The 24,643-nt window shown below is 70.4% G+C and carries 19 protein-coding genes and 6 pseudogenes; 16 read left to right on the top strand and 9 right to left on the bottom strand.

Translation table 11 applies throughout. The features are described from left to right. Window positions 1-59: 59 nt before the first annotated feature. The gene (locus tag OG381_RS01815; RefSeq protein ID WP_327714286.1) at window positions 60-869 is read right to left on the bottom strand and encodes a universal stress protein; all 810 of its coding nucleotides are present in this window, start codon (window positions 867-869) and stop codon (window positions 60-62) included. A 172-nt stretch (window positions 870-1,041) separates the two neighbouring features. Here OG381_RS01815 and OG381_RS01810 point away from each other — a divergent pair, with 172 nt between their 5' ends. Further along, window positions 1,042-1,941 (top strand): universal stress protein, encoded by a 900-nt coding sequence (locus OG381_RS01810; protein WP_327714285.1) that lies wholly within the window; start codon window positions 1,042-1,044, stop codon window positions 1,939-1,941. On the opposite strand, the pseudogene OG381_RS01805 reads toward OG381_RS01810, so the two are convergent. Further along, window positions 1,883-2,239 (bottom strand): annotated as a pseudogene (locus OG381_RS01805) (zinc ribbon domain-containing protein); the annotation flags it as partial. The gene OG381_RS01810 and the pseudogene OG381_RS01805 overlap by 59 nt on opposite strands. 337 nt (window positions 2,240-2,576) lie before the next feature. Between OG381_RS01805 and OG381_RS01800 the strand changes: the two are divergent. The 3 genes from OG381_RS01800 to OG381_RS01790 all read left to right on the top strand — a co-directional run bounded on the left by OG381_RS01800 (window position 2,577) and on the right by OG381_RS01790 (window position 3,966). After that, window positions 2,577-2,705: a hypothetical protein gene (locus OG381_RS01800; RefSeq protein ID WP_327714284.1), complete on the top strand. Its 129-nt coding sequence runs from the start codon at window positions 2,577-2,579 to the stop codon at window positions 2,703-2,705. 18 nt (window positions 2,706-2,723) lie between these two features. Next, on the top strand, window positions 2,724-3,407 hold the full coding sequence (locus tag OG381_RS01795; protein WP_327714283.1) for a helix-turn-helix domain-containing protein: 684 nt from the start codon (window positions 2,724-2,726) through the stop codon (window positions 3,405-3,407). A gap of 118 nt (window positions 3,408-3,525) precedes the next feature. Further along, entirely contained in the window at window positions 3,526-3,966 is a 441-nt protein-coding gene (locus OG381_RS01790) for a pyridoxamine 5'-phosphate oxidase family protein (RefSeq protein ID WP_327714282.1), read from the top strand. A gap of 536 nt (window positions 3,967-4,502) precedes the next feature. Here the strand turns inward: OG381_RS01790 and OG381_RS01785 are convergent. Together OG381_RS01785 and ppdK are read right to left on the bottom strand one after the other, a co-directional pair. After that, complete coding sequence (locus OG381_RS01785) at window positions 4,503-4,631, bottom strand: hypothetical protein (RefSeq protein ID WP_327714281.1); 129 nt, start codon at window positions 4,629-4,631, stop codon at window positions 4,503-4,505. A 361-nt stretch (window positions 4,632-4,992) separates the two neighbouring features. After that, on the bottom strand, window positions 4,993-7,689 hold the full coding sequence (ppdK, locus tag OG381_RS01780) for a pyruvate, phosphate dikinase (protein WP_327714280.1): 2,697 nt from the start codon (window positions 7,687-7,689) through the stop codon (window positions 4,993-4,995). 339 nt (window positions 7,690-8,028) lie between these two features. Between ppdK and OG381_RS01775 the strand changes: the two genes are divergently transcribed. Together OG381_RS01775 and OG381_RS01770 are read left to right on the top strand one after the other, a co-directional pair. Then, window positions 8,029-8,727: a response regulator transcription factor gene (locus OG381_RS01775; RefSeq protein ID WP_327714279.1), complete on the top strand. Its 699-nt coding sequence runs from the start codon at window positions 8,029-8,031 to the stop codon at window positions 8,725-8,727. 305 nt (window positions 8,728-9,032) lie between these two features. Next, window positions 9,033-10,757 (top strand): sensor histidine kinase, encoded by a 1,725-nt coding sequence (locus OG381_RS01770; protein WP_327714278.1) that lies wholly within the window; start codon window positions 9,033-9,035, stop codon window positions 10,755-10,757. Window positions 10,758-10,822: 65 nt separating this feature from the next. On the opposite strand, the pseudogene OG381_RS49555 reads toward OG381_RS01770, so the two are convergent. Then, window positions 10,823-11,071 (bottom strand): annotated as a pseudogene (locus tag OG381_RS49555) (universal stress protein); the annotation flags it as partial. 824 nt (window positions 11,072-11,895) lie between these two features. On the opposite strand from OG381_RS49555, the gene OG381_RS01765 reads away from it, so the two are divergent. Continuing rightward, the gene (locus OG381_RS01765; protein ID WP_327714277.1) at window positions 11,896-12,495 is read left to right on the top strand and encodes an Rv1733c family protein; all 600 of its coding nucleotides are present in this window, start codon (window positions 11,896-11,898) and stop codon (window positions 12,493-12,495) included. A gap of 106 nt (window positions 12,496-12,601) precedes the next feature. Here the strand turns inward: OG381_RS01765 and OG381_RS49550 are convergent. Further along, window positions 12,602-12,761, bottom strand: a pseudogene (locus OG381_RS49550) (SulP family inorganic anion transporter); the annotation flags it as partial. Between the two features lie 212 nt (window positions 12,762-12,973). Between OG381_RS49550 and OG381_RS01760 the strand changes: the two are divergent. After that, complete coding sequence (locus tag OG381_RS01760) at window positions 12,974-13,879, top strand: universal stress protein (RefSeq protein WP_327714276.1); 906 nt, start codon at window positions 12,974-12,976, stop codon at window positions 13,877-13,879. Window positions 13,880-13,932: 53 nt separating this feature from the next. Here the strand turns inward: OG381_RS01760 and OG381_RS01755 are convergent. Then, window positions 13,933-14,574, bottom strand: a pseudogene (locus tag OG381_RS01755) (RNA-guided endonuclease InsQ/TnpB family protein); the annotation flags it as partial. Between OG381_RS01755 and OG381_RS01750 the strand changes: the two are divergent. Next, window positions 14,566-15,070 (top strand): annotated as a pseudogene (locus OG381_RS01750) (universal stress protein); the annotation flags it as partial. The pseudogenes OG381_RS01755 and OG381_RS01750 sit on opposite strands and share 9 nt — an antisense overlap. A gap of 546 nt (window positions 15,071-15,616) precedes the next feature. Here OG381_RS01750 and OG381_RS01745 read toward each other — a convergent pair. Continuing rightward, window positions 15,617-16,321, bottom strand: coding sequence for a CBS domain-containing protein (locus OG381_RS01745; RefSeq protein ID WP_327714275.1), 705 nt, complete (start codon window positions 16,319-16,321; stop codon window positions 15,617-15,619). 41 nt (window positions 16,322-16,362) lie between these two features. Beyond that, the gene (locus OG381_RS01740; RefSeq protein WP_327714274.1) at window positions 16,363-16,827 is read right to left on the bottom strand and encodes a cyclic nucleotide-binding domain-containing protein; all 465 of its coding nucleotides are present in this window, start codon (window positions 16,825-16,827) and stop codon (window positions 16,363-16,365) included. Window positions 16,828-17,085: 258 nt separating this feature from the next. Between OG381_RS01740 and OG381_RS01735 the strand changes: the two genes are divergently transcribed. The 7 genes and pseudogenes from OG381_RS01735 (at window position 17,086) to pflA (ending at window position 24,560) form a co-directional block, all read left to right on the top strand. Continuing rightward, complete coding sequence (locus OG381_RS01735) at window positions 17,086-18,009, top strand: carbamate kinase (RefSeq protein ID WP_327714273.1); 924 nt, start codon at window positions 17,086-17,088, stop codon at window positions 18,007-18,009. A 163-nt stretch (window positions 18,010-18,172) separates the two neighbouring features. After that, window positions 18,173-19,174 carry an Acg family FMN-binding oxidoreductase gene (locus OG381_RS01730; protein WP_327714272.1) on the top strand — a complete coding sequence of 334 codons (1,002 nt, stop codon included), beginning with the start codon at window positions 18,173-18,175 and terminating at the stop codon, window positions 19,172-19,174. Window positions 19,175-19,442: 268 nt separating this feature from the next. Beyond that, complete coding sequence (locus OG381_RS01725) at window positions 19,443-20,273, top strand: universal stress protein (RefSeq protein ID WP_327714271.1); 831 nt, start codon at window positions 19,443-19,445, stop codon at window positions 20,271-20,273. 38 nt (window positions 20,274-20,311) lie between these two features. Next, window positions 20,312-20,503, top strand: a pseudogene (locus OG381_RS01720) (hypothetical protein); the annotation flags it as partial. A 207-nt stretch (window positions 20,504-20,710) separates the two neighbouring features. Next, the gene (locus OG381_RS01715) at window positions 20,711-21,334 is read left to right on the top strand and encodes a DoxX family membrane protein (RefSeq protein WP_327714269.1); all 624 of its coding nucleotides are present in this window, start codon (window positions 20,711-20,713) and stop codon (window positions 21,332-21,334) included. Window positions 21,335-21,555: 221 nt separating this feature from the next. Next, complete coding sequence (gene pflB, locus OG381_RS01710) at window positions 21,556-23,817, top strand: formate C-acetyltransferase (RefSeq protein WP_327714268.1); 2,262 nt, start codon at window positions 21,556-21,558, stop codon at window positions 23,815-23,817. After that, complete coding sequence (gene pflA, locus OG381_RS01705; protein ID WP_327714267.1) at window positions 23,814-24,560, top strand: pyruvate formate-lyase-activating protein; 747 nt, start codon at window positions 23,814-23,816, stop codon at window positions 24,558-24,560. The genes pflB and pflA overlap by 4 nt, the downstream gene beginning before the upstream one ends. The last annotated feature ends 83 nt before the right edge of the window (window positions 24,561-24,643 follow it).

Here is a 24,643-nt window from a genome sequence, read left to right as displayed (position 1 = left end):
GGTCGTGCTCGCCCGCCCCCACAGGGGCCGAAGGACCCCATCCGCAGGGCCGACCGGGGCTACACCGGCACGACGGCGACCGGGCACTGGGCATGCCGCAGCAGTTCGAGAGCCGTAGTGCCCCGCCCGGCCACCACCAGCTCCGCGTTTCCGGAGGTGTGTGCCAGGGCCTCGGCCGGGGGCAGCAGCCGTACGTCCTCCAGGATGTCGATGTCCGGGTACTTGCCGCGCCACGGCCGCAGCACGTCGGACAGCGCCTGCACCTCCTCGTCCTCCCAGGTGGCGCGGTCCTCCTCCAGGACCGGGAAAGGCGACCGCGCCGCCTGCGCGGGCAATGTCCAGCAGTACACCGCGTGCAGCCGTGCGCCGCGTGTCCGGGCCGCCTCGAACGCGAAGCCGAGCGGGCCGTCCGCCGGGTCACGGGCGTCGATCCCCAGAACCACGCCGTCGGCGCGGCTCGGCCGCCACCGGCCGGCGGAGGAACCGGGGACCAGCACAACCGGCCGGGCACACTCCGAGGCCAGGGCCGAGGCGGTGGAACCCACCGCGACACCGGCATGGCCTCCCTCGCCGCGCAGGCCGAGCACGAGCAGTTCGGCGTCTCCGGCCTGCGCCCGCAGGCCGGAGACGAGAGCGCCGTCAAGGGTCATGCCCCGAGCTGACAACACCCGGTGACGTTCGGCGAGTTCGGCGACCGCGCGGTCCGCGACGGTCTCCGGCCGGTACGGCCACTGCTGTGCCGGGTCCGGACCGCGCGACGGCGACACATGGACCACCCGCAGGGGCAACCCGCGCAGCAGTGCCTCGCGTGCGGCCCAGTCAGCCGCGGCACGGCTGCGGGCCGAGCGGTCGACTCCGGCAATGATCATTCGTTCCATGGTGCGCCGCCTTCCCTACGCGGAACACCCACACTGGCCGCGATCCCGTGCGGTGTGCAGGAGGCCGAACGGCCCCGGCGGGAGACCTGGCGGCCCATACCCGCGGACGGTGCCCGGCGGGACGCTGGCATCAAGAGCAGACCCAACACGGGAGGTGCGCATCATGCTTCGCCCCGTCATCGCCGGAGTCGACGGCTCGGACGAGAGCCTCGCCGCCGCTGAGTGGGCCGCCCGCGAGGCGGTCCGCCGTGAGCGGCCCCTGCGTCTGGTGCACGCCTGGAGCTGGCATCCGCGCCAGGACGGCGAGCCCGCCACCGCGGCCCAGCGGCATCTGGCACGGCACGCTCTGCGCCGGGCCGAGGACCGTATCCGCCGCACCTGCCCAAACGTCGTCCTGGACGACGAACAGGTCGAGGGCCCCGCGACCGCGGCCCTGTTGCGCATGTCCGAGCAGGCCGACGTGCTGGTCCTGGGCTCGCGCGGCCTCAGTGGCTTCACCGGATTCCTGGTCGGATCGGTCGCTCAGGGCGTGGTGGCGCGCTCCGAGCGTCCCGTCGTCCTGGTTCGGGCGGGGGAGGAGGCCGCCGACGAACACCTGCCGTCCGGGGACGGCAGCGACTCCACCCGCACCGGCTACCGGGACGTGGTGCTCGCCCTTGACCTGGGTGACCCCTGCGACGAGGTCATCGAGTTCGCCTTCGAGGCGGCGCGGACCCGTGGCGCCCGCCTCAGGGCCGTCCACGCGTGGCAGTCACCGTCCCCCCTCACGCTGGGGCCCGGCGAGATCGCACTCGTTGAGGAACCTCACCGCGCTGAGGAGTGGCTGGGCTTCATGACCGCAGTGCTGCAGGTCTGGCGTGACAAGTACCCCGGCGTCGAGGTCGCCGAGACCGTCACCGAGGGCCGCCCGCAGTCCGTGCTGGTCCGCGCGGCCTCCGGGGCGAGCCTCCTCGTCGTGGGCCGCCGTATGACCGACCGGCCCGCCGGACGGCGCACCGGGCCCGTCACCCACGCAGCCATCCATCATGCCGGATGCCCCGTGGCGGTTGTTGCCCACGCTTGACTTCCTCTCCCGCCTGAAGGCGGGGGATTTCAGTGGCCGCCCGCTGGGGTTCCTGCTTCACCGACGACTGCCCTGTCCGGGAGGATTCCCGTTGAGGTCTTACACCGTCTCCACAGGCAGATGCCGCCAGCCCGGCGGCCAGGATGTTGCGTGCCGCGTTCACGTCGCGGTCATGTACCGCGCCGCAGGCGCATGTCCATTCGCGGACTTTCAGCGGCGTCTTCGCCGCGACCGTCCCGCAGGCCCCGCACAGCTTGCTGCTGGGGAAGAAGCGGTCGATCACGACCAGTTCAGGTCCTCGATCACGACCGGCGTGTATCCCGGGACCTTTGGGACTGATTCATGGCCGCCCGGTCCGAACGACCCCGTCTGGCGGCGAGATGAGGGCCAACTGGCCCAAGCGGTGTCCATTGTGTCCGGACAAGATGGACCTGCCGGGCAATACCGGCGGGCGCCGAGGCCTGGCTCCAACGGAGGAGAGCTGGGCAGATGAGGATGGTCATGAATTGCTCCCCTCCCCTTCTCCGGACGGTCTGCCCCCCGGAGGAGGTCCCGGAGCTGGCGCCAAGGGCGCCGCCGTCTGAGGCGACTCCGTCGCCATGTGAGGGATCGATCTGGACGTCCGCAAGGGCGACGTGGCCGAGGTGCTCCTCCCCTGTCTGGGGGAGGTATACGACGCCTTCATCCAGGTCGCCGTGACCGGCGCGCCCGAGGCCGTACGGGGTGGGCAGCAGTACGAGGTCGTCCCTGTTCAGGCGGCCTGACGAGAGGAGGTGAGGGTCATGGTCGAACAGACACCCTCGAACGTGGTGAAAGCGGCGGAGGGCATCCCGCGCGGTGACCTGGGGCGCCGCGTCGCTGGGCGGCGCGTGCAACTCGGGCTCACTCGTGGGGACACGGCGGCTCGGGCGGGTATGGCGCCCGACTACCTTCGGCACCTGGAGGAGCACCCGGACGCCGCGCCGGACGCAGGCGCACTCCGCAGGTTGGCCGGCGCCCTGGAGACCACGGTGTTGGAGCTCACCGGCGGGAACGTCGATCTGCCGCCCGGTGGTGGGCAGGCCGCTCGCCAGCCCAGGTTCGCCGAACTGAGCACAGCAGAGTGCTGGGAGCTGCTCTCGACGCACGGGGTAGGACGACTCGGGGTGCCGGCTCGCTCGGGACCGGTTATCGTCCCCGTCAACTACAGCGTCATCGACGCCGCGATCGTCTTCAGAACCACTGCCGGCGCGACACCGGCCCAGGCCTCCGAGTCCATGGCCGCCTTCGAAGTCGACCGCATCGACGACGCCTTCAGCCAGGGCTGGAGCGTCCTGGTTCGTGGCCACGCCCAAGTCGTGATCGACCCCGAGGCAGTACGCAGCCTGGAGAAGCGGGCGTACAGCACGCCCTGGACGGGAGGCCGGCGCGATCTGTGGGTGCGCATCGCCCCTGTCGAGATCACCGGGCGCCGGATCACGGCGTGACGGGGGCCGTTCTCCGGTATGGCCGGAACTGATGGCCACTCACCCTCATCCCTCGCCCGGCGGAGGATGGGAGGCACACCCGCGATACCGCTGCCTCAGGCGAAAGACGGACTGGCTGATGTACCCGAACGACGGTTTCCGTGAACTCGAGCGGCAGGAGTGCCTGCGCCGGATGGCGAAGGCGCCCGTCGGTCGTATCGTCCACACACGTCATGCGCTGCCCGCGGTGCTGCCGGTCAACTTCGGTCTGGACAGCGATGGAGCAGTGCTGCTGTGCACCTCGGCGGCTTCAGAACTCGTGCACGCGATCGACGGCACGGTGGTTGCCTTCGAGGTCGACGAGGTAGATGCGTCGACGCACTCCGGCTGGAGCGTAGTCGTCACGGGGGAGGCGACGGTGGTGACCGACCCCGCCGAACACGCGCGGCTGACCCGGACCGGCCCGCGCTCGTGGGCGCCTTGGCCGGATGTGGTCTTCGTCCGTGTCGAACCCGAGCTGGTCACCGGGCGTGAGCTCGTTGCGGGCCACACCGTGCGCGGTGTGGATCTGCCCACCTGAGCGTCAGGCGCCGGCGCAGGTGTCACTCTTCGCGCGGATTGGGGCCGGACTTGGCCGCGGGCCAGCCCCATCATCCCTGGTCATGCGTCTCACTCCTCCTGGGGTTCCGTGTCGTAAGTGGGCTGGCGCTGCGGTGGTGGCATGCCGCCTTCAGGAGCGGCGGCCGGGCTTGGTGGGCCGTTCGCAGGGATGGCGTGGCGGAGGTCCTCGGCGAGCGAGCGGGCGGTCGAGGCGGAGTCGGGTGTACGCGGTGGCGACCAGTTGGGTCCGGCCGTTCGAGGCTTGAGGGTACGAGGACCTTCGGCCGGATCGGCCCGAGGACCACAGCTGCGGGTCATCGCCAGCGGGCAGGACGTCGGCCTGGAGGCGGATCATCGGCGCTCCGGCGGCGCGCCTTGAGACGCAGGAGTGGGAGTGCATTCCGAAGGAGGATCACTCACGTCTCGGACCGTCACCGTCAGCGTGGCCGGCTCGCCCGAGAGCCTTGCCGCGGCCGACAGAGCTGCCCGCGAGGCCCTGCTCCACGCGCGGCCGGTCTACGTGTCGTCCACGTCGGCGAACAGCCGCTGCACGCGTACGGGCCGTTCGGAGGGGAGGCCGTCGCCGCCCGGGATGCCGACCGGACCGCGCGTCTGCTGCGAGAGGTGCGAACATCTCTCGCGCACCGTGCCGGCCTGCAGATCATCGCTCCTGCTCGGCTCAGTGGTGCGGCGGTACGGGCCCGGGCCGAGAGGCCGATCGTCCTTGTGCGCGGATGCCGATGCCGCGGAAGAGCACCCGCCGGACGTTCGCGAAGTACCTTTTGCTGCGCACCAGTCCCGCGATGGCCCCAGCCGGGTAGACACGGCAGAGGTTGCCGGACACGCTGCGCCCTTGGTGCGAGAATGCCCGCACCCGCTGGACGCCTCCCGTAATGCCTCGCTGGTCGTCTTCGGTCGCTGGCGCCCTAGCGCGAAACGGCACAGGTGCGTCCGCCCCGGCCCAGAGGCCACCCGGCCCTGGAACAGGGCCGGGTGGGTCACCTCCTCACCTGCTGTCGCTGGCCTCCGTCCCCGTCAGCGCTGCCCGGCCGGCCTCCAGGCGGGCGATCGGAATGCGGAACGGTGAGCAGGAGACGTAGTCCAGTCCGGCGGAGTGGAAGAAGTGGACGGACTCGGGGTCGCCGCCATGTTCGCCGCAGACGCCGATCTTCAGGCCGGGCCGTGCGGCACGGCCTTCGCTGACGGCGATCTCGACCAGTCGGCCCACGCCGTCGCGGTCGATGGTCTCGAACGGCGAGGTGGCGAAGATGCCCTTGTCGAGGTAGGCGGAGAAGAACGCCGCCTCGACGTCGTCTCGGGAGAAGCCCCACGTGGTCTGGGTGAGGTCGTTGGTGCCGAAGGAGAAGAACTCGGCTTCTTTGGCGATCCGGCCCGCGGTGAGCGCGGCCCGTGGCAGCTCGATCATGGTGCCGACGGGGCACTGTACGGAGATGCCGGACTCCCGGGAGACCTCGGCCAGCACCCGTTCCACCACTTCACGCTCGATCCGCAGCTCCTCGACGGCACCGACCAGCGGAACCATGATCTCCGCCTCGGGGGAGCCCCCGGCCCGCTTGCGTTCCACGACCGCCTCGGCGATCGCGCGCACCTGCATGGCGACCAGGCCAGGTATCACCAGGCCGAGCCGGACACCGCGCAGGCCCAGCATCGGGTTTTCTTCGTGCATGCGGTTCACCGCGTCCAGCAAGGCTGTGTCGTGCGGGTCGGGCAGGTCGCCGTGGGCCTCGGTGGTGGCGATGCGGACGGCGAGGTCGGTGTGGTCGGGCAGGAACTCGTGCAAGGGCGGGTCCAGAAGGCGGATGGTGACCGGAAGGCCGTCCATCGCCTCCAGGATGCCGACGAAGTCCTGCCGTTGCAGAGGCAGCAGCGCGTCCAGCGCACGGTCACGGGCGACGTCGGTGTCGGCCAGGATCATCTCCTCGACCAGCTTGCGGCGCGCGCCGAGGAACATGTGCTCGGTGCGGCACAGTCCGATGCCCTGGGCGCCGAACCGGCGGGCCCTTGCGGCGTCCTCGGGAGTGTCGGCGTTGGCCCGTACTTCCAGCCGCCGTGCGCCGTCGGCCTGTTCCAGGGCGCGGGCCACAGGAGCGACGGCCTGTTCCGACCGTTCGTCGCGCAGACCGGTCTCCAGGTACCGCATGACGACGGAGTCGACGAGCGGGGCCGCGCCCGGGTACACGGCACCGGCCGAGCCGTCCACCGAGATGACCGCGCCTTCCTCCACCACGGTGCCCCCGCGGGTGGTGAAGCGGCGGGCATGGGTGTCGACGGTGAGTTCCTCGGCGCCGCAGACGCAGACCTTGCCCATGCCACGGGCCACGACGGCGGCATGACTGGTCTTGCCACCCCGGCTGGTCAGCACCGCCTGGGCGGCGACCATACCGGGCAGATCGTCGGGGGTGGTCTCCTGGCGTACGAGGACGACCTTCTCACCGGCCGCGGCACGCCGTACGGCTTCCGCGGAGTCGAAGACCGCGGCACCGACCGCGGCACCTGGTGAGGCCGGCAGGCCGTGGGCGAGCGCGTCGCCGGTCGCGGAGGTGTCGAAGCGCGGGAACATCAGCCGGGCCAGTTCCTCCCCGCTCACCCGCCTGAGGGCTTCGTCCGCGCTGATGAGCCCCTCGTCGATCAGCTCGGCCGCGATGGCGAACGCGGCCTCGGCGGTGCGCTTGCCGACCCTGGTCTGCAGCATCCACAGCGTGCCGCGCTCGATGGTGAACTCGATGTCGCACAGGTCCCGGTAGTGCCGCTCCAGCGTCAGCATGTGCTCGCGCAGTTGCCCGTACGACTTCGGGTCCAGCCCCTCCAACTCGGTCAGAGGCACGGTGTTGCGGATGCCGGCGACGACGTCCTCGCCCTGCGCGTTCGCCAGGTAGTCGCCGTACAAGCCGGTGCGGCCCGTTGCGGGGTCGCGGGTGAAGGCGACGCCGCTGCCCGAGTCGGCGCCGAGGTTGCCGAACACCATGCGCTGCACGGTGACCGCGGTGCCCAGATCATCGGCTATGTGCTCGCGCCGCCGGTAGAGGCGGGCCCGTTCACCGTTCCAGGACTGGAAGACGGCGAGGATGGCCCGGCGCAGCTGCTCGGCGGGGGACTGGGGGAAGTCCTGGCCGGTCTCGTCGTGGATCAGGTTCTTGTACACGTCCACGAGTTCGGCGAGATCGCTCGTCTCCAGGTGTATGTCGTCGGAGACGCCTCGGATCTCCTTCAGCATCTCCATGGCCCTCTCGAAGAGCCCGGCGTCGACACCCATGACCGTGCTGCCGAACATCTGCACGAGGCGGCGGTAGGAGTCCCAGGCGAATCGTTCGCTTCCGGAGGCCTTGGCCAGACCGAGGACGGATTCGTCGGTCAGGCCGATGTCCAGGACCGTTTCCATCATTCCCGGCATGGAAAAGCGTGCTCCGGAGCGGACGGACACCAGCAGCGGGTCGTCCGGCTGCCCCAGCAACCGTCCGGCGCCGGCCTCCAGGGCCGACAGGTGCCGGGAGACGGCCTCCGACATGCCGTCCGGTTCGGCGCCGGTGACCAGGAAAGCCCGGCAGGCCTCCGTGGTGACGATGAAACCGGGCGGCACCGGCAGGCCCAGCCGGGTCATCTCGGCCAGGTTCGCGCCCTTACCGCCGAGCAGGTCGGCCATGGCACGGCCGCCCTCGTGGAAGTCGTACACGTAACGGACCATGACGCTGTGCTCCTCAGCTTCGTTCCGCGGCTCCGTGGACTTGGTTCGGTTCCAGCCTCGAAGGAATGCCGGCCGGATGGCAGGTCCTGGACGTCCCGTCGGATGGGCCGATCGGCCCCAGCTGTGGCTCGGCGCGGAAAGCCCTCGGATTTAAGGGTCAGGGGCGGCCGTGGGTGTGGCAGCCGCACCGCAAGGGGTAGGTGCAGGTCGAGAAGGGTGTGGGAATCAGGGCCGATCGGCCCTGGTCTTTCGGTCCGGATGCGACAAAGATCTCGATTCGGAGGCGATGTTGCCCCTCGACGGGCAGCGGCGCAGAACGTATGACTCGAGGAGCTATTGATGACGGTCAGCGAGCAGACCGCCCCGGACGGCCCGATCCAGGTCTTCCTGCTGGATGACCACGAGGTGGTACGCCGCGGCGTTCGCGACCTCCTGAACGACGAGCCGGACATCACCGTGGTCGGCGAGGCCGGCAACGTCGAGCAAGCCCTGGTGCGTGTTCCCGCCCTGCGCCCGCAGGTGGCCGTGCTGGACGTCCGGCTGCCCGACGGTGACGGTGTGACCGTATGCCGTGAGCTGCGCTCGCGGATGCCGGAGCTGGCCTGCCTGATGCTGACCTCGTTCGACGACGAGGAGGCACTCCTCGACTCGATCATGGCGGGGGCATCCGGCTATGTGCTGAAGCAGATTCGGGGCTCGGACCTGGTGTCGGCCGTGCGCACGGTTGCCCGAGGGCAGTCACTTCTCGACCCCAGCGCCACCACCAAGCTGATGGCCCGGCTCCGCCAGGGCGAGCAGGTGAAGGAGGAACCGGACGCCCTGCCAGGTCTGACCGACCGGGAGCGGGAGATCCTGGCCCTGATCGGTGAGGGACTCACCAACCGCCAGATCGGCCAGCGCCTCTACCTCGCGGAGAAGACGGTGAAGAACCACATCTCCCGCCTGCTGGCGAAACTCGGTGTGGAGCGACGCATCCAGGCCGCCGTCATCGCCACGCAGGCCCAGGACAGGCTAAATCAGGAGGGCCACGGCCGCTGAGTGCTCCGATGGAAGCCCGGCGTGCCCACTGTGGGCCCGTTGTTGCGGGTCGCGCTCACGCGCCGCAGCCGCATGCCAGGCGCAGCCTCGCGTCTCTTCGGGGTGCCGCCGAACCGTACCCGGCGTCGCCGGGACCCCGCTGGGCCACAGCCCCCTCGGCTCGCCCCCGGCGGGGCATGACCACGGCTGTTTCCCGAGTCGTCCGGTCCCTATCCCACCCTGCCCTGACCAGCCGATGACCCGATATTGTGGCGACTGACCAGCATGGTCGACCGCGGGCATGCACGGGGGCTGGAGGATCGCAGGTGGGAAGCTCCAACGAGTCCCGAGAGGCCCGCGTACGGCTGCCGCAGCTGAGGCTGGATGAGCTGCTGGAGGAGCTGCAGGCCCGTTTGGACGCGGCGCGTGGTACGCGGGACCGGGTGCACAGCCTGTTGGAGGCGGTGCTCTCGGTCGGGCGGGAGCTGGACCTGGAACAGGCGCTGCGCAGCATCGTGGAGGCCGCGGCGGTACTGGTCGAGGCCGAGTACGCCGCTCTGGGAGTGATCGGGCCGGGCGGCGACTTGCTGTCGGAGTTCCTCACGGTCGGGATCGATGAGGACCAGATCGCCCGGATCGGCCGCTACCCCGAGGGGCACGGCATCCTCGGGGAGCTGATCCGCCGCCCCGAGCCCCTGCGGCTCGCGAAAATCTCCGATCACCCCGCTTCGTACGGCTTCCCGGCCCACCATCCGCCGATGAACTCCTTCCTTGGCGTCCCGATCCGGGTGCGCGATCAGGTCTTCGGCAACCTGTACCTGACCGAGAAGCGCGGTGGGGCCCAGTTCGACGAGGACGACGAGTCGGTACTGGCGACTCTCGCCGTAGCGGCCGGTGTGGCGATCGACAATGCCCGGCTGTACGAGGAGTCCCGGCTGCGTGAGCGCTGGCTGCAGGCGAACGCCGAGATCACCCACAGCCTGATGTCCGGCAGCGAGCGCGGAGAGGTCCTCGCGTTGATCGCCGAGCGGGCCAGAGAGAACACCGGGGCGGCACTCGCCGTGGTCGCGGTGCCCATGGAGGGCACCGACTCGCTGACCGTGGAGCTGGCCATCGGGCAGGAGGCGGAGATCCATCGCGGACTGGTGCTGCCCGTCGGCGACAGCCTGATCGGCCGGGCCTTCTCCGCGGTCTCCTCCGTCACCAGCGCGGATGTCTCGCGGGATGAAAAGGACTCGGCCGGGCCGCCGCGGTTCACCGGGCTCGGGCCGGCCGTGGCCGTCCCCATCGGGACCGGCGACGGGGTGCGGGGCGTGGTCCTGCTGGTTCGTGAGGCGGGGCAGACGGTGTTCTCCGAGGAGGAGACCGAGCCGCTGCAGGGCTTCGCCGCCCAGGCCGCGGTGGCGATGGAGCTGGCGGAACGCCGCAGCGACGCCGAGCGGATCGCGGTGCTGCAGGACCGCGACCGTATCGCCCGGGACCTGCACGACCTCGCGATCCAGCGGTTGTTCGCCACCGGCATGACCCTGCAGAGTGCGGGCCGCTTCATCGAGCACCCGCAGGCCGCGGAGCGGGTCCTGCGGGCCGTGGACGACCTGGACGAGACAATCAAGATCATCAGGTCGACGATCTTCGGTCTCCGCGAACGGGACGACGGCACCGAGCCCGGCCTGCGGGCACGGGTCGTGCGTCTGGCAGGCGAGACCGCGCCGGTGCTGGGCTTCCCGCCCAGCCTCCGGATGGAAGGCCTGCTGGACACCCACGTGCCCAAGGAGATCGCCGAGCATGTGGTGGCGGTCCTTTCCGAGGCGCTGACCAACATCGCGCGACACGCTCGCGCCGACCGTGCCGAAGTGGTCCTGGAGACCGACGGCCGCGAGGTACGGCTGACGGTGACCGACAACGGCGTGGGCATACCGCCGGACGGTCGCCGCAGTGGACTGAGCAACATGGCTGAGCGGGCACAACAGCTGGGCGGGGAAATGAAGCTGGGCGCGCCGGCCGGTGGGGGCACCATGCTGGTGTGGCGGGTACCCGTGCTGGAGGGGTAAAGGGTCCGTGGTCCTGGTGGTCGTAGGAGCGCTCCTGCGTCCGGTTGCTCGTGCGGAACGATGTCGACCGTGCAACGAACGTGGTGCACGACCGCGTGCCCGACCGGCGCGGTGTGGGGGCTGAGCTTGGTTGGGCGGTTCCTCCGGCCGAGAACCAGCAGGCCGGCCCCGACCGCCGCGTCGAACAGGAACTGCGCGGGATGACCGCTTCCCACGAGCTCCTGGACCTGTGTCACCGGATACTTCTCCCGAGAGGGCAGCAGCACGGAGGCCAGCGTCTTCTTGGCCTCCGCCTGCGCCGCGGCCTCCGCGATGGCATCCGCGACGCCTGGGGACGCGCCGGTAGGCAGGCGGCAGCTGAGATGCGTGCGCAGCTAGCAACGACGCGGAACGCAGCACCGCGCTCGAGGGGCGAACGCCAGTACGCCCTCGCACGGACGGCTCGTATCCGCGTCCACCACCGCAGCTCGGTATGGTGCGCGAACCGAGGGCCGGCCGTCGGCGTCCGGCACGCCCTCCCCCTCGGTGGCCTGGCCGGCCCGCACCAGCACGACGGATCTTGGCACGTGGGCCACCGTCGCCAAGGCCATGAAGCGGCCGAAGCCACTGAACGCACGGCTGCCCAGAAGCAGGAGCTCGGCCACCGTGCCGGTCGAGACCAGGGCGTCGGGCGCGGGGAGCGCCCGTTGGGCTGGCCCATTGCGCCCCGCAGAATCCGCCGAGCCCAGAAGCGCGATGCTTCGGCGACAACCCCTGCCACGCGTGTACGAGGCGCAGCGGCAGCCCTCGCCACCCCCCCCGGCTTGCCTGTGCCGACCGGGTAGGACAGGCGCGGGACGCATGCGACGAGAGCCGGTCGGAGCCCAGGACAGGGCCACTCGGCCCATGCGGCCGGCGCGTTCGCGGCCGAGGCTGGAAATGTCCCGTGACATCCCGAGGAGTGGGCGATGCACAACATCGGCGCGTCCACGACGGCCCAGCCGTATTCGGAACACCGCTTCCGTGCCCGCCGCCGTGCGCCTGATCCGTGCCGTCGAGGTTGCCTGATCGGCCGCTGTGCCGGGTCGAGGGAAGGTGGGAAGTTGCTTTCGGCAGGTGTCAGATATCGACTGCGGTACTCGCATGGGGGTGTCCATCGATGGCACAGACGCGGCGTAAGAAGGCGAAGCGAGTGTGGTTTTGGCGGTGGCGGAGCAATCCACTTCGGCGCCGCAGCGACTCCGCGGAGGCGTGGATCGTACTCGCCACCTGGACTCTGGCCCTGCTGGGCAGCCTGACCGTCGGCCAGATGGCGATGCAGGCCGTGCAGGACAGCATCGCCTCACGGCGCGCCCAGGCGCACGCAGTGTCGGCCGCCCTGACCGAGAACGCGGCGAAGACCGCGACCGCGACGGAGTTCGGAACCAGCGGTGACGCGGTGTGGGCGAAGGTGCGATGGACGTCCGCCGACGGGTCTACGCACACGGGCACGGCGCGGGCCGAGCCCGGCAGCAAGGCGGGCACACCGGCCACCGTTTGGACCGACAGCACCGGCAAGCAGGTCACCGAGCCCTCCACAGCGGCCGAGGCGATGCTGGAATCGACGTTCGTGGGTGTGTTGTTCGGGGCGAGCACCGGTGCCGGAGCACTGCTGTGCGGATGGCTGGTCCGGGGGCGTCTGGAGCGGCGGCGCATCGCGGAGTGGGACGCGGAGTGGAAGCAGGTCGGTCCCCAGTGGCGGAAGAGGATGCTCGGCTGAGCGGGACGACCGGGTCCCGATCGCCGACCGGTTGCGACACACGCGCCGGTTCCCATGCGTGGAAGGCGACGACTCCGTGTGCAGGACGCGGGCCCGCTCGGTGACCCAGCGCTCCCGTCATCAGCGCCTTGGCCGACTCCTGGCCGACCGAGAGCACGCAGGAGCCGAGCAGGGGCGTACCAGGCGAGCGCGGGCAGGATCGCCCACAGCCCGGCGACCGGTGGGAGGCCGGCCACCCCTGCGTATGCCATCGCCTGCGGCACCAGTTACGCGGCCGCCCTCACCCCCCGGCCGGCATGTGGAACAACGCCTGTGGGCACTACCCTGCCGGCCGACGCGCCCGGCAGCGACAGCCGACACAGCGAGATGTCTCGGCCGATGGGGCCCATCGGCCCCGGACCGGGGACCTGTGGTCTCTGCACCGTGCGTCTGGTCATCACCACTCTGGAATCAGAACCCCGACCAGGAGGTGGACAACATGTCCCGCAACGTCACCGTGGGCCTCGACGGCTCGTCCGAGAGCCGCGCAGCCGCCGAGTGGGCGGCCCGCGAGGCGAAGCTGCGCGGCCTGCCGCTGCGACTGGTGCACGTCTGGGCACCCGTCCCCGAGCCCATGGCCCAGGCCCCGCTCCTGGGCGCGGAGACGCAACAGCACTGGAGCGAACGGATTCCGCGTGAGACGGCCGATGGGCTTCGCCTGCGCCATTCCGGCGCGCACATCGAGGTGGAGCAGATTTCCGGCAGGCCGATGGACGCGCTGCCGGAGGTGTCGAAGGACGCCGAGCTGCTGGTCCTCGGCTCGCGCGGGCTGAGCGGCCTCGGGGGATTCCTTGTGGGGTCCGTGGGCATGGCGGTGATCGCCCACACGGAGACCCCCGTTGTCCTGGTGCGGGCCGGGGAACAGGCTTCCGACGAGCACGAGCCGGGCCCGGCGGGCACCCCGTCCGCCGCCACCCCCTACCGGCCGGTGGTGCTCGGCCTCGACGCCGCCCACTCCGACGACACCGTGATCACCTTCGCCTTCGAGGAGGCCTCCCGCCGCGGCACCGCGCTGAAGGTCGTGCACGGCTGGAACCTTCCTCCCTACTTCGCCTACGGACTGCCCGCCGACCCCGAGCTCAACGCCGAACGGGGCCGGCAGGAGGCCGCCGCGCTGGCCGCGGTACTTCGCCCGTGGCGGCAGAAGTACCCGGACGTCGAGGTCGTCGAGGCGTCGCACTCCGGCAGTCCCGCCAACCAGGTCATCGACGCCTCCCGCGAGGCATCGCTGGTCGTCGTCGGTCGCCGTATCCGTCGCAGCCCCCTCGGGGCCCATATCGGTTCCGTCACACACGCGGTGCTGCACCACGCCACCGCTCCTGTCGCCGTCGTCGCGCACGGCTGAAGGCACCTGCTGCCTGCTGAAGGAGTGGAGATCTTGACTTCCTCTCCCGCCTGAAGGCGGGGGATCCCAGTGGTCGCCCGCTGGGGTTCCTGCTTCAGCGACGACTGCCCCGTCCGGGAGGACTCCCGTTGAGGTCCTACACCGTCTCCACAGGCAGATGCCACCAGCCCGGCGGCCAGGATGTTGCGGGCCGCGTTCACATCGCGGTCATGCACCGCACCGCAAGTGCACGTCCATTCGCGGACGTTCAGCGGCAGTTTCCCGCGGAGCGTCCCGCAGTTCCCGCACAGCTTGCTGCTGGGGAACCATCGGTCGATCACGACGAGTTCACGCCCGTATCAGGCGCACTTGTACTCCAGCATGGAGCGCAGTTGTGTCCACGACGCATCGCTGATGGCGCGTGCGAGCGTGCCGTTCTTCAGCAGGTTGCGGACGCTCAGGTCCTCGATCACGACCGTTTGGATCTCGCGGACGAGTCGAGTCGACAGCTTGTGCAGCACGTCGCGGCGCCGGTCGGCGACCCGGGCATGCACGCGGGCGACGTTACGGCGGGCCTTCTCCCGGTTCGCCGAGCCCCTCGTCTTCCGCGACAGCTCACGCTGCGCCTTGGCGAGATGGGCGCGGTCACGGCGCACGTGTCGGGGGTTGGCGATCTTCTCGCCGGTGGACAGGGTCACCAGGGAGGTGGTCGCGGCGGCATCGCAGAGATGCTGCTCGGCTCCGTCAGCTTTGCGGTCGCGGCGAGCGACGCGTCCGGTCCACGGTCGTGTTGTCGTGGGTGTCGGTGAGGAGACGAAGGAGTCGGCGGTCGTGCGGTTCGCCGCCGAGGAGGCGCGGCGCCGCGGTGTGCCGCAGGAGGCCGTACGGGCCTGGAGGTGCCCCGCGCACGAGACCACCGACCACCTACTGCTGGCCGGAGAGCCCGCTCGCCTGCACGAGGAGAAGGCGGTTGAGGAGTTGGAGGCTGCATTGCAGGATGTTCCGGCGGACCTCGATGTCCACCGGCGCACCGTCGAGGGCCACGCCCGCCGGCTGCCGGTCGACGCCTCGCACGAGGCCGACCTGCTGATCGTCGGTGCCCGGCGTCGGGAGGGGCACTTCGGGCTCCAGCTCGGGAGGGTTGCCCACGCGGCACTGCACCACTCCGCCTGTGCGGTCGCCGTCGTACCGCACCGGGAGCACGAGGCCTGACCGGAGGTTCCGTGGCTCGCCGTGTGGTCGGGGACGTAGGCCTGGAGATCGCGCGGCGGGCGCTTGTAGCCGGGCGATGACGGCTGGGTGCCAGATTGAGCACCGTCGGAGGAACCTCGCAAGCGGCTGTCGGGGTGCGGCCCAGGACTGGTCGAACGGCACAATGTCCGTGGCGATCGGCAGACGCAAGTGCACCGTCGTTTCGGGGGGTTCGGCCTCGGGTGCGCTGCAGACGGAGAGGCGCGGCCCGTCGTCACTGATGTGGTAGTGCACAGCGGTAGCTCGGCGGGGGCGGCGGCGCTCCGAGGGGCCAGCATGTCGGCGCGTTCGCCAGCGGCTTCGGAGTCGTTGGTGTGGTGGGACGCCGTGGTGAAGTATCGAACGGCGGCCTCGCGAAGGGTGTTGGGGGGTGTGGCGGACGGGCCGGTTGTGAACAGGCCCTGGGTCGCGGCGCCGAGGGTCTGCTGGTTTCCCCGGCAGCTCACCTTTTCCCTGTGGCGGGACACCATCAGCCCGACGCGCGTCTTCGGGCGCCACTCGGGAGGGTCACGACGACGAGGCATCCTCGCTGTGACTCGCCGGGACAGGGGGCGGCTCCGGGGGCCGGCTGGGCCCAGGGACGTCGAACTGCACGTCAACGACCCCCTCCACGGCGCGGATCAGACGCGCGGCCACGGGGATCAGGGACGTGTCCCGGACACGGCCGCTGAGTGTCACCACCCCGTCCCGCACCGCCACACGTGCGGATGACGTCGGCGTGGGGAGCAGGTACGACACCACCTCCCGGCGGACTTCCTCCTCGATGTCCTCGTCCTCGCGGAGGAACACCTTCAGCAGATCGGCGCGGCTGACGATGCCCTGCAGGATGCCCACGTCGTCGACGACGGGCAGCCGCTTGACTTTCGCCTGGGCCATGGTCCGAGCAGCCTGGGCGAGCGTCGCGTTCGCGCGGGCGGTGAGGGCGGGGGAGGTCATGAGCTCACCGGCGGTCATCGCGCCGGCCTTCGCCAGGTCGGGCAGGCGCCGCAGTTGTGTGTACCGGTCGGAATCGCTGTCGCGGAGCTCCTCCTTGGGCAGCAAGTCGGCTTCGGACACGATCCCGACGACCCGGCCCTCGCCCGCCAGGACGGGAAGAGCGCTGACCTTCCAGTCCTGCATTACGCGCACGATCTCCTTGAAGGAGGCGTCGGGTCCGATGGCGGCGACGGTGTGGGTCATCACGTCGCTGACGATGTGCGGGGTGGCGTGCATGGTGTCTCCTTCGGCGCTGTCACTTCGACTCGTCGGCGTGGTCACAGGAGGCTGCCGCTGCCGTACGGGGCGTACAGGTCCAGCAGTCGAGTGCGGGTCGTCTGCAAGCGGTGGGCGAGGACGCCGCCCACCCAATGCGTGACGCTCGCGCCGAGTGCGGGGTCGTCCCGGCATATCGAGCGGATCGTGGCGGCGTCGAATTCGTAGGCGCGGACCGGGATCGTGGCCGCGGTACCCAGGTGCCAGGCGTGCGGGGCGAACAGCCAGGACCAGCCGATGAGTTCGTCGTGCCCGAGCGTCTCGATGACGGCCGCAGGGCGGCCGGGGACGCGCAAGTCGAGGTCGACGCTGCCGGTACGGATGACCCAGAACCGGTCGGCGGGGCCTCCCTCCTCGAAGAGGCGGGTGCCCTGCGGGAACGACACCTCACGGGCGAAGCGCATCAGACGTCGGCGGTGCTCGGCCGGCAGCGGCTGCAGCATGTCGGCCGCGGCGGGAGCGTTCACGGCGTGCCTCCAGTCAGGGCGTACGAACCTGCTACGTCCAGCGTGCTGGCGTGACCCGCGCCGGGCGATGGGCCACCCGGTCCCATGTCCGGGCCGGCCGGCAGCGCGTCCGGGGGCCTTCGGCACCCTGTGCCGGAGCGATCCTCGATGTTCGATGACGTCGGGAGACTCCTCCGTGGGCGGGGCGCACCGTGGCCGCGTCACTCACCCTCGGAGTGCGGATCTCTCGACGTCCGAGGATCCTGGAGGACCAAAGCCATGCGTATCGTCATCGCCCTCGGGGGCAATGCCCTGCTGCACCGGGGCGAACGCCCTGACGCGGACGTGCAGGAGACGAACATCGACAGGGTGACCACCGCGATCGCCGGTCTCGCCCTCGAACACGAGATTGTCATCACCCACGGCAACGGACCCCAGATCGGCCTGCTCGCTATGGAGAGTGCCGCAGATCCGGCGCTCAGTGCTCCGTACCCGCTGGACCTTCTCGGCGCCCAGACACAGGGGATGATCGGCTCGCTGCTGGTCCGCGCGATATACGACGCCTTGCCGGGGCGTCCGATCGCCGCGCTGGTCACGCACACTCGTGTACGGGCCGACGATCCGGCCTTCGGCACACCCACGAAGTTCGTCGGCCAGGTGTACCCCCGCAAGATCGCCGAGTCCCTCGCTCGCACACATGGTTGGCACATCGCCGAGGACGGCACGGGATGGCGCCGCGTGGTCCCCTCACCATCGCCCGAACGGATCCTGGAGACCGAGACCATCCACGGACTACTGGGCAGCGGTGTCCTGGTCATCTGCGCCGGCGGTGGAGGTGTACCGGTCACCGCCGACCAGGACACCGGTGCACTGACCGGCGTCGAGGCGGTCGTCGACAAGGACCTCACGGCGGCTCTGCTCGCCGAGGACCTCAAGGCCGACTTTCTGCTCATCCTCACCGATGTCCCGTGCGTCTACGCCGGCTACGGCACCCACGACCCGCAGCCCGTCCTCGACGCGACCCCCGACGAGCTGCGCCGCGGAGACTACGCAGTCGGGTCCATGGGTCCCAAGGCGGAGGCAGCCGCCAGGTTCGTCGAGCGCACCGGAGCGCTCGCGGCCATCGGCGCCCTGGACGCGGCGTACGAGATCGTTCACGGGAGATCGGGCACTCTTGTACGCCCTGACCTGGCCGTCGGCTGAGCGATGCCGGCGCACCGCCGCGGGAGCCGCTCACACCCGTGAGGTGTGCCCGTCCGGCCCGCCGACGGGACCATCGGCCTCTCACCGGGGTGAAGGCCAAGCACCCACGCTCGTAGGAATGCACTGCACTACCTGTCCCACGCCGACGTGTGAGGAGGGCATCGTGCACAACACAACCCTGGATGCCGTGAATCCGGAGACCTGCGTGTGGGCCGCTGTCGCCGCGCCCTCGATCCACAACACCCAGCCATGGTCCTTCCGCCTGGATCCCCTGTCGGCCACGTTCCAGGTGCGCGCCGCCCCGGAACGCGGCCTGCGCCACGCGGACCCGGCAGGTCGCGCTCTGCACCTCTCGGTGGGAGCGGCCCTCCTGAATCTCCGGGTCGCGATCGCGCACGCCGGATGGTCGCCGGTGAGGCGTCTGTTGCCCTCCCCGGAGGATCCAGGTCTGCTCGCAATCGTCCGCTTGGCAGGGGCCGTTGCCCGGCGCCCCACGGAGCACCGGGCCGATCTGTATGAAGCGATCTGGCGCAGGCGCAGCAGCCGCCTCCCGTTCTCAGGGCGGCCGTTGTCACCGTGTCTACGGAACGAACTCGGTGAAGCGGCCCGCGCGGAGGGCGCTCGGCTCTGGTTCCCCGGCCCCGTCGAGACGGGGCGGCTGCTCCGCCTGACCGCTGAGGCCGAGCGCCGCAACCGCGTCGATGCCGACCGCGCCGACGAGAGCAACCGCTGGGTGCACCAAGACCTGCAACCAAGGCCCGACGTGGGCCTGCCGCGGGCGGTACTCGGCCTCCAGGACGCTCGCGAACACCTTCCCTTGCGGGACTTCACCGCGCAACGGCACTCCGAGCGGCTGCTCGCCCGACCGTTTGAGGCGGCACCCGTCATCGCTGTGCTCATCACCGAGCACGACCGCCGCGCCGACTGGCTGCGGGCTGGGCAGGCTCTCCAGCACGTGTGGCTCCTCGCCACAGCGCATTGTGTGTGCGCCTCGCTGCTGCACCAGGGGCTGGAGTGGCCGGACCTGCGGAGTTCACTGAGCCCGACGCCCGGTCGGACCGGACATGTTCAGATGCTCATCCGTCTCGGATACGGGCCCGAAGGCGTCGAGAGTCCGCGACGCGTCCCGAGCATGGTGCTCGATGGCGTGCCGGCTGAGCGCTGAGCAGACCGGGCGCGTTCTGTTGGACCGGGTGGATCTCACCGGATGAGTGGCCGCCCGGCTTCTTGGCCGGGCCCAGGGCCGTACGGCCCGCTGGTTCGGGACGTACGGCGTGTCGGCAGGTTCTGTCGGCCTCTCCTTGCGGCGTCCGCGGGCGGTGAGCATCGCTTGTGGAGGCGCCCCTGGTACCCACGTGCCGTCAGCTGCGCATTCGCTGCCGACGGCACTTCACGGGAGTGACCGGCGCACGGAACAGTAGGGAGTCAGAGCCATGCCTGACCGTCATGTGGTCGTTGGAGTGGACGGTTCACTGATCGCCGTACGGGCGCTGGACTGGGCCGTGGAGGAAGCGGTGCGTCGCGGCGCCGCGTTGCGCATCGTGTACGCCGTGGCCGACCGCGACGAGGCGGGGCCCGTTCTGGCGTCGGCCGCCTCGCGGGTCCACGAGCGCCACCCCGGTCTGCCGGTGGAGACGAGGGCAGTGGAGGGCGGGGCCGTGCGGGCGCTGTCGGGAGAGAGCGGGCACGCGGTCCTCACGGTCGTGGGCACCCGGGGGTTCGGCGGGGTGAGCGGCCTGCTGGCCGGTTCGGTGAGCTGGCGCCTGGCCGCGGAGGCGCACGGGCCACTGCTGGTCGTCCGCGGGGATCACCCCTGCGACGACGGGCGCGAGGTGCTGCTCGGTCTGGAGAGCGACGCCGACGAGGCCGCAGCCGTCTATGCCTTCCAGGAGGCGGCACGGCGCGGGGTCCAGCTGCACGTCCTGCATTCCCCGACGCACCGGCGCACCACGCCCGAACTGCCTTCACCGGTGAGCGCGACGAGTTCGGGCCAGGAGCGCCAGGCCCGGGACGACCTGGCGGAAGAAGCCGTTCCGCGGTTCGGCATCGCCCGCCTGCGCGAAGAGTATCCCGAGGTCGGCGTCGACAGCCGGACGGTAAGCGCCAGCCCGTCCCACGCCCTGCTGACGCGTACGCGCCAGGCCGGCGTCGTTGTCATCGGCGCGCGTCGGCGAGCAGGCCGGCTCGGTCCTCAGCTCGGCCCGGTCGCGCACGTCCTGTTGCACCACTCCCACTGCCCAGTGGTGCTGGTGCCGAAGGCCTGAAGTCCTCAAGACGAGCGTCGGGGGCGAGGCGGATGGGCCGGTCGGCCCTGATCTGGGAGTGGGTCGGGACCGAGAGCGGTGAGAGGGAGCCGGACGTGGTGCTCGCGGCCACCGGTGATGTGCCCACGCTGGAGTTGCCGGCCGCAGCGTTGTTGCACGGCATGAGCGACTTTGGGTACGACGGTCTGCTCACCCCGACAAACCGGTGCTCCGCGTGCCATGGCCACCCCCGTCATCGTACCGACCTGCCCGAGGTCGCCGACTGGGCCTGGGACGGATGACGGAAGCCAACGGGCCCGGGACGGAGGGCCGTTCGGCCCGCAGTCCCGGGCCATGCAGCCCCTCCGAAGGGCGTCGCCGGGACGGGACATTGAAGGTGCAACAAGAGTCGTCCATCGCATTCTGCGCGTCGCACCCCCTCGAAAGGGATGAGCATCATGGCAGTGCACGACCACCCCACCCGGCACCTGGGATTCCGTTTCCCGTCCCTGCGCAGGACCGGGACGGCTCCCGCCTCCGACGCCGAGACGACCGCCGCCGCGACGGCGACCCGTGCGTACGCGTTCGCCGGACTGCGGGTCCTGACGGGGTTCGTCTTCCTGTGGGCCTTCCTGGACAAGACATTCGGCTTCGGCTACGCGACCCCTTCCGGCAAGGGCTGGATCGACGGCGGCTCGCCCACCATGGGCTTCCTCAGCGGCGTGTCCGCCGGACCGATGGAGTCCACCTTCCATGACTGGGCCGGCGCCACCTGGGCCAACTGGCTGTTCATGCTCGGTCTGCTCGCCATCGGCCTCGCCCTGATCGCCGGCATCGGCCTGCGGCTCGCCGCGGTCGCGGGCACGCTCATGATGGCGCTGATGTGGATCGCCGAGTGGCCGCCGGCCAAGCACCTGTCCGACGGGTCGGCGAGCATGTCGACCAACCCCTTCGCCGACTACCACCTCGTCTACGCCGTCGTCCTGATCGCCCTCGCGGCAGCGGGCGCCGGCGCCGCCTGGGGCCTGGGCAAGGCCTGGGCACGGCTGCCCTTCGTGAGCCGCAACCGCTGGCTGCTCTGAGGGCTGTATGCCCGTCGGACCGGGGCGTCCCCGCTTGCCTGCGGGGGCGCCCCGGTCTGTGTTCCCCGGCGAGACCCGGCCTGACCAGGCCCAACGGCCCCTCCGAGGAAGGGACCGTTGGCGCGCCCGGGGTGCGCCGACAGGCCCTGCCCGCAGGCGGCGCGAGCCACGAGTATCGACAGTGCAGACAGTTAACGTGCGCAACGAGGGAGAGAGCGGCGATGACGGCAACGGTGACAGCTGGACCCCAGCCGACGACCGAGGCGTGGCGAGGCTTCGCCGGCACGCGTTGGCGGGGCCACATCGACGTACGCGACTTCATCCAGTCCAACTACACGCCCTACGAAGGCGATTCCGCTTTCCTGTCCGGGCCGACCGAGCGCACGCTCACCGTCTGGGACAAGATCGCGCGGCTGTTCCCCGAGGAACGGCGCCTGGGCATCCTCGACGTCGACCCGGGCAACCCGTCCACCATCACCTCGCACCGGCCGGGCTTCATCGACCGTGACCGCGAACTGATCGTCGGCCTGCAGACCGACGCCCCGCTGAGGCGGGCGATCATGCCCAACGGCGGACTGCGGATGGTCGAGAACGGACTGAAGGCCTACGGCTACGAGGCCGACCCCTTCGTCACGCGCGTCTTCAGCACATACCGCAAGACCCACAACGACGGCGTATTCGACGCCTACACCCCCGAGATGCGCGCCGCCCGCAAGGCCGGCATCATCACCGGACTGCCGGACGCGTACGGCCGTGGCCGGATCATCGGCGACTACCGGCGCGTCGCGCTGTACGGCACGGACCGGCTCATCGAGGCCAAGCGTGCCGAACGCGCTCTGCTGGACGCGCGGCCCTCCAGCCCGGACGTCATCCGGGACCGCGAGGAACTGGCCGAGCAGGAAAGGGCGTTGGGCGAGCTGGCCCAGATGGCGGCCTCCTACGGCTGCGACGTCACCCGCCCCGCCGTCACCGCGCACGAAGCCGTGCAGTGGCTCTATCTGGGCTTCCTGGCGGCGGTGAAGGAGCAAAACGGCGCCGCGATGTCGCTCGGCCGTACCTCCACCTTCCTGGACGTCTATCTCCAGCGCGACCTGGACGAGGGGATCCTCGACGAGACACGTGCCCAGGAGCTGATCGACGACTTCGTGATCAAGCTGCGGATCGTCCGTTTCCTGCGCACACCCGAGTACGACGCACTGTTCTCCGGCGACCCGACCTGGGTGACGGAGTCCATCGGCGGTATGGGCGCGGACGGCCGCACACTGGTCACCCGCACCTCCTTCCGCTTCCTGCAGACCCTGTACAACCTCGGCCCGGCGCCCGAGCCCAACCTGACGGTCCTGTGGTCGTCCCGCCTGCCGTCCGGATTCAAGGAGTTCTGCGCGCAGGTCTCGATCGACACGAGCGCGATCCAGTACGAGTCCGACGACCTGATGCGCCCGCGCACCGGTGACGACACGGCGATCGCCTGCTGTGTCTCGGCGATGGCGGTGGGCCGGCAGATGCAGTTCTTCGGCGCACGCGTGAACCTTGCCAAGGCTCTGCTGTACGCGATCAACGGCGGCCGGGACGAGATGACCGGCGAGCAGATCGCACCCGAGGCCCCCGCGCTGACCCGCGACCACCTGGACTACGAGCAGCTGTCGAAGGCGTACGACCACATGCTCGACTGGCTAGCGGCCACGTACGTCAACACGCTCAACGTCATCCACTACATGCACGACAAGTACGCCTACGAGCGCATCGAGATGGCGCTGCACGACCACCCCGTGCACCGCTTCATGGCCTGCGGCATCGCGGGTCTGTCGGTCGCCGCCGACAGCCTGTCCGCGGTCAAGTATGCGCGGGTGAAGGTGATCCGCGACGCGACCGGCCTGGCCGTCGACTACGAGATCGAGGGCGACTACCCGGCGTACGGGAACAACGACGACCGCGCGGACTCGATCGCCGCCGACCTGGTCCGGTCGTTCATGGCCAAGGTGCGCAAGCACCCCACGTACCGCGACGCCGAGCACACGCAGTCGGTGCTGACCATCACCTCCAATGTGGTCTACGGCAAGCACACCGGCAACACCCCCGACGGACGCCGTGCCGGTCAGCCTTTCGCCCCCGGGGCCAACCCGATGAACGGCCGCGACCTGCACGGCGTAGCCGCCTCGGCCCTCTCGGTGGCCAAGCTCCCCTACGAGCAGGCCCGGGACGGCATCTCGCTCACCACGACCATCACGCCCGAGGGACTGGGACACGATCCGGCCGAGCGAGCGGGCCACCTGGTCGGCATCCTGGACGCGTACACGGCCTCCGGCGGCTTCCACATGAACGTCAACGTCCTGGACCGGGCGACGCTCGAGGACGCCATGCAACACCCCCAGAAGTACCCGGAGCTGACGATCCGGGTCTCCGGATACGCCGTCAACTTTGTCCGCCTGACCCGCGAGCAGCAGCTCGACGTGATCAGCCGTACCTTCCACGGATCGCTATGAAGACCACGGTCGAACCGGTGACGGGCCGGATCCACTCCTGGGACCTGTCCACGGGGGTGGACGGTCCCGGGACCCGGTTCGTGCTGTTCCTCAGCGGCTGTCCGCTGCGGTGCCTGTACTGCGCCAACCCTGACACCTGGCACATGCGCGACGGCAAGCGGACCACCGTCGACGAAGTGATGGCCGAGATCGAGAAGTACCGGCCCTTCATCACGACCGCCGGCGGGGGAGTGACGCTCACCGGCGGGGAGGCCCTGCTGCAGCCCGCGTTCACGGCGGGGATCTTCCGCCGCTGCAAGGAGCTCGGCCTGCACACGGCCCTCGACACGTCCGGTTTCCTCGGCGCCCGCGCCGGCGACGAACTGCTCGCCGACACCGACCTGGTCCTGCTCGACATCAAGTCGTTCGACGTCCGGACCTACCGCAGGCTGACCGGAGGGGACCTCTCCCCGACCCTCAACTTCGCTACCCGCCTGGACCGGCTCGGCGTCCCGGTGTGGATCCGCTACGTCCTCGTGCCCGGCTGGACCGACGATATGGCAGCGGTCGACGGCCTCGGCGCGTTCCTCGCCGGGCTGGGCAACGTCGACCGGGTGGACGTCCTGCCGTTCCACAAACTCGGCGCCCCCAAGTACGACGCCCTGGGGATCACCTTCCCCCTGCGTGACACTCCCACGCCGGACCCGCACCTGACGGAGCGGGTACGCGAGCAGTTCCGGGAACACGGGCTGCGGGCCCTGTGACAAGGCGGCCCGGCGCAACGTGATCAGGGCACAGCGAACCAGAGACCCCGACCGGCGGTGATCCGGTCGGGGCTTGGGATTTC

This window comes from Streptomyces sp. NBC_00490 (genome assembly GCF_036013645.1).
Lineage (GTDB): Bacteria > Actinomycetota > Actinomycetes > Streptomycetales > Streptomycetaceae > Streptomyces > Streptomyces canus_F.
The sequence above is the reverse complement of the archived record's forward strand: the minus strand, read 5'-3'. Positions and strand labels throughout refer to the sequence as shown.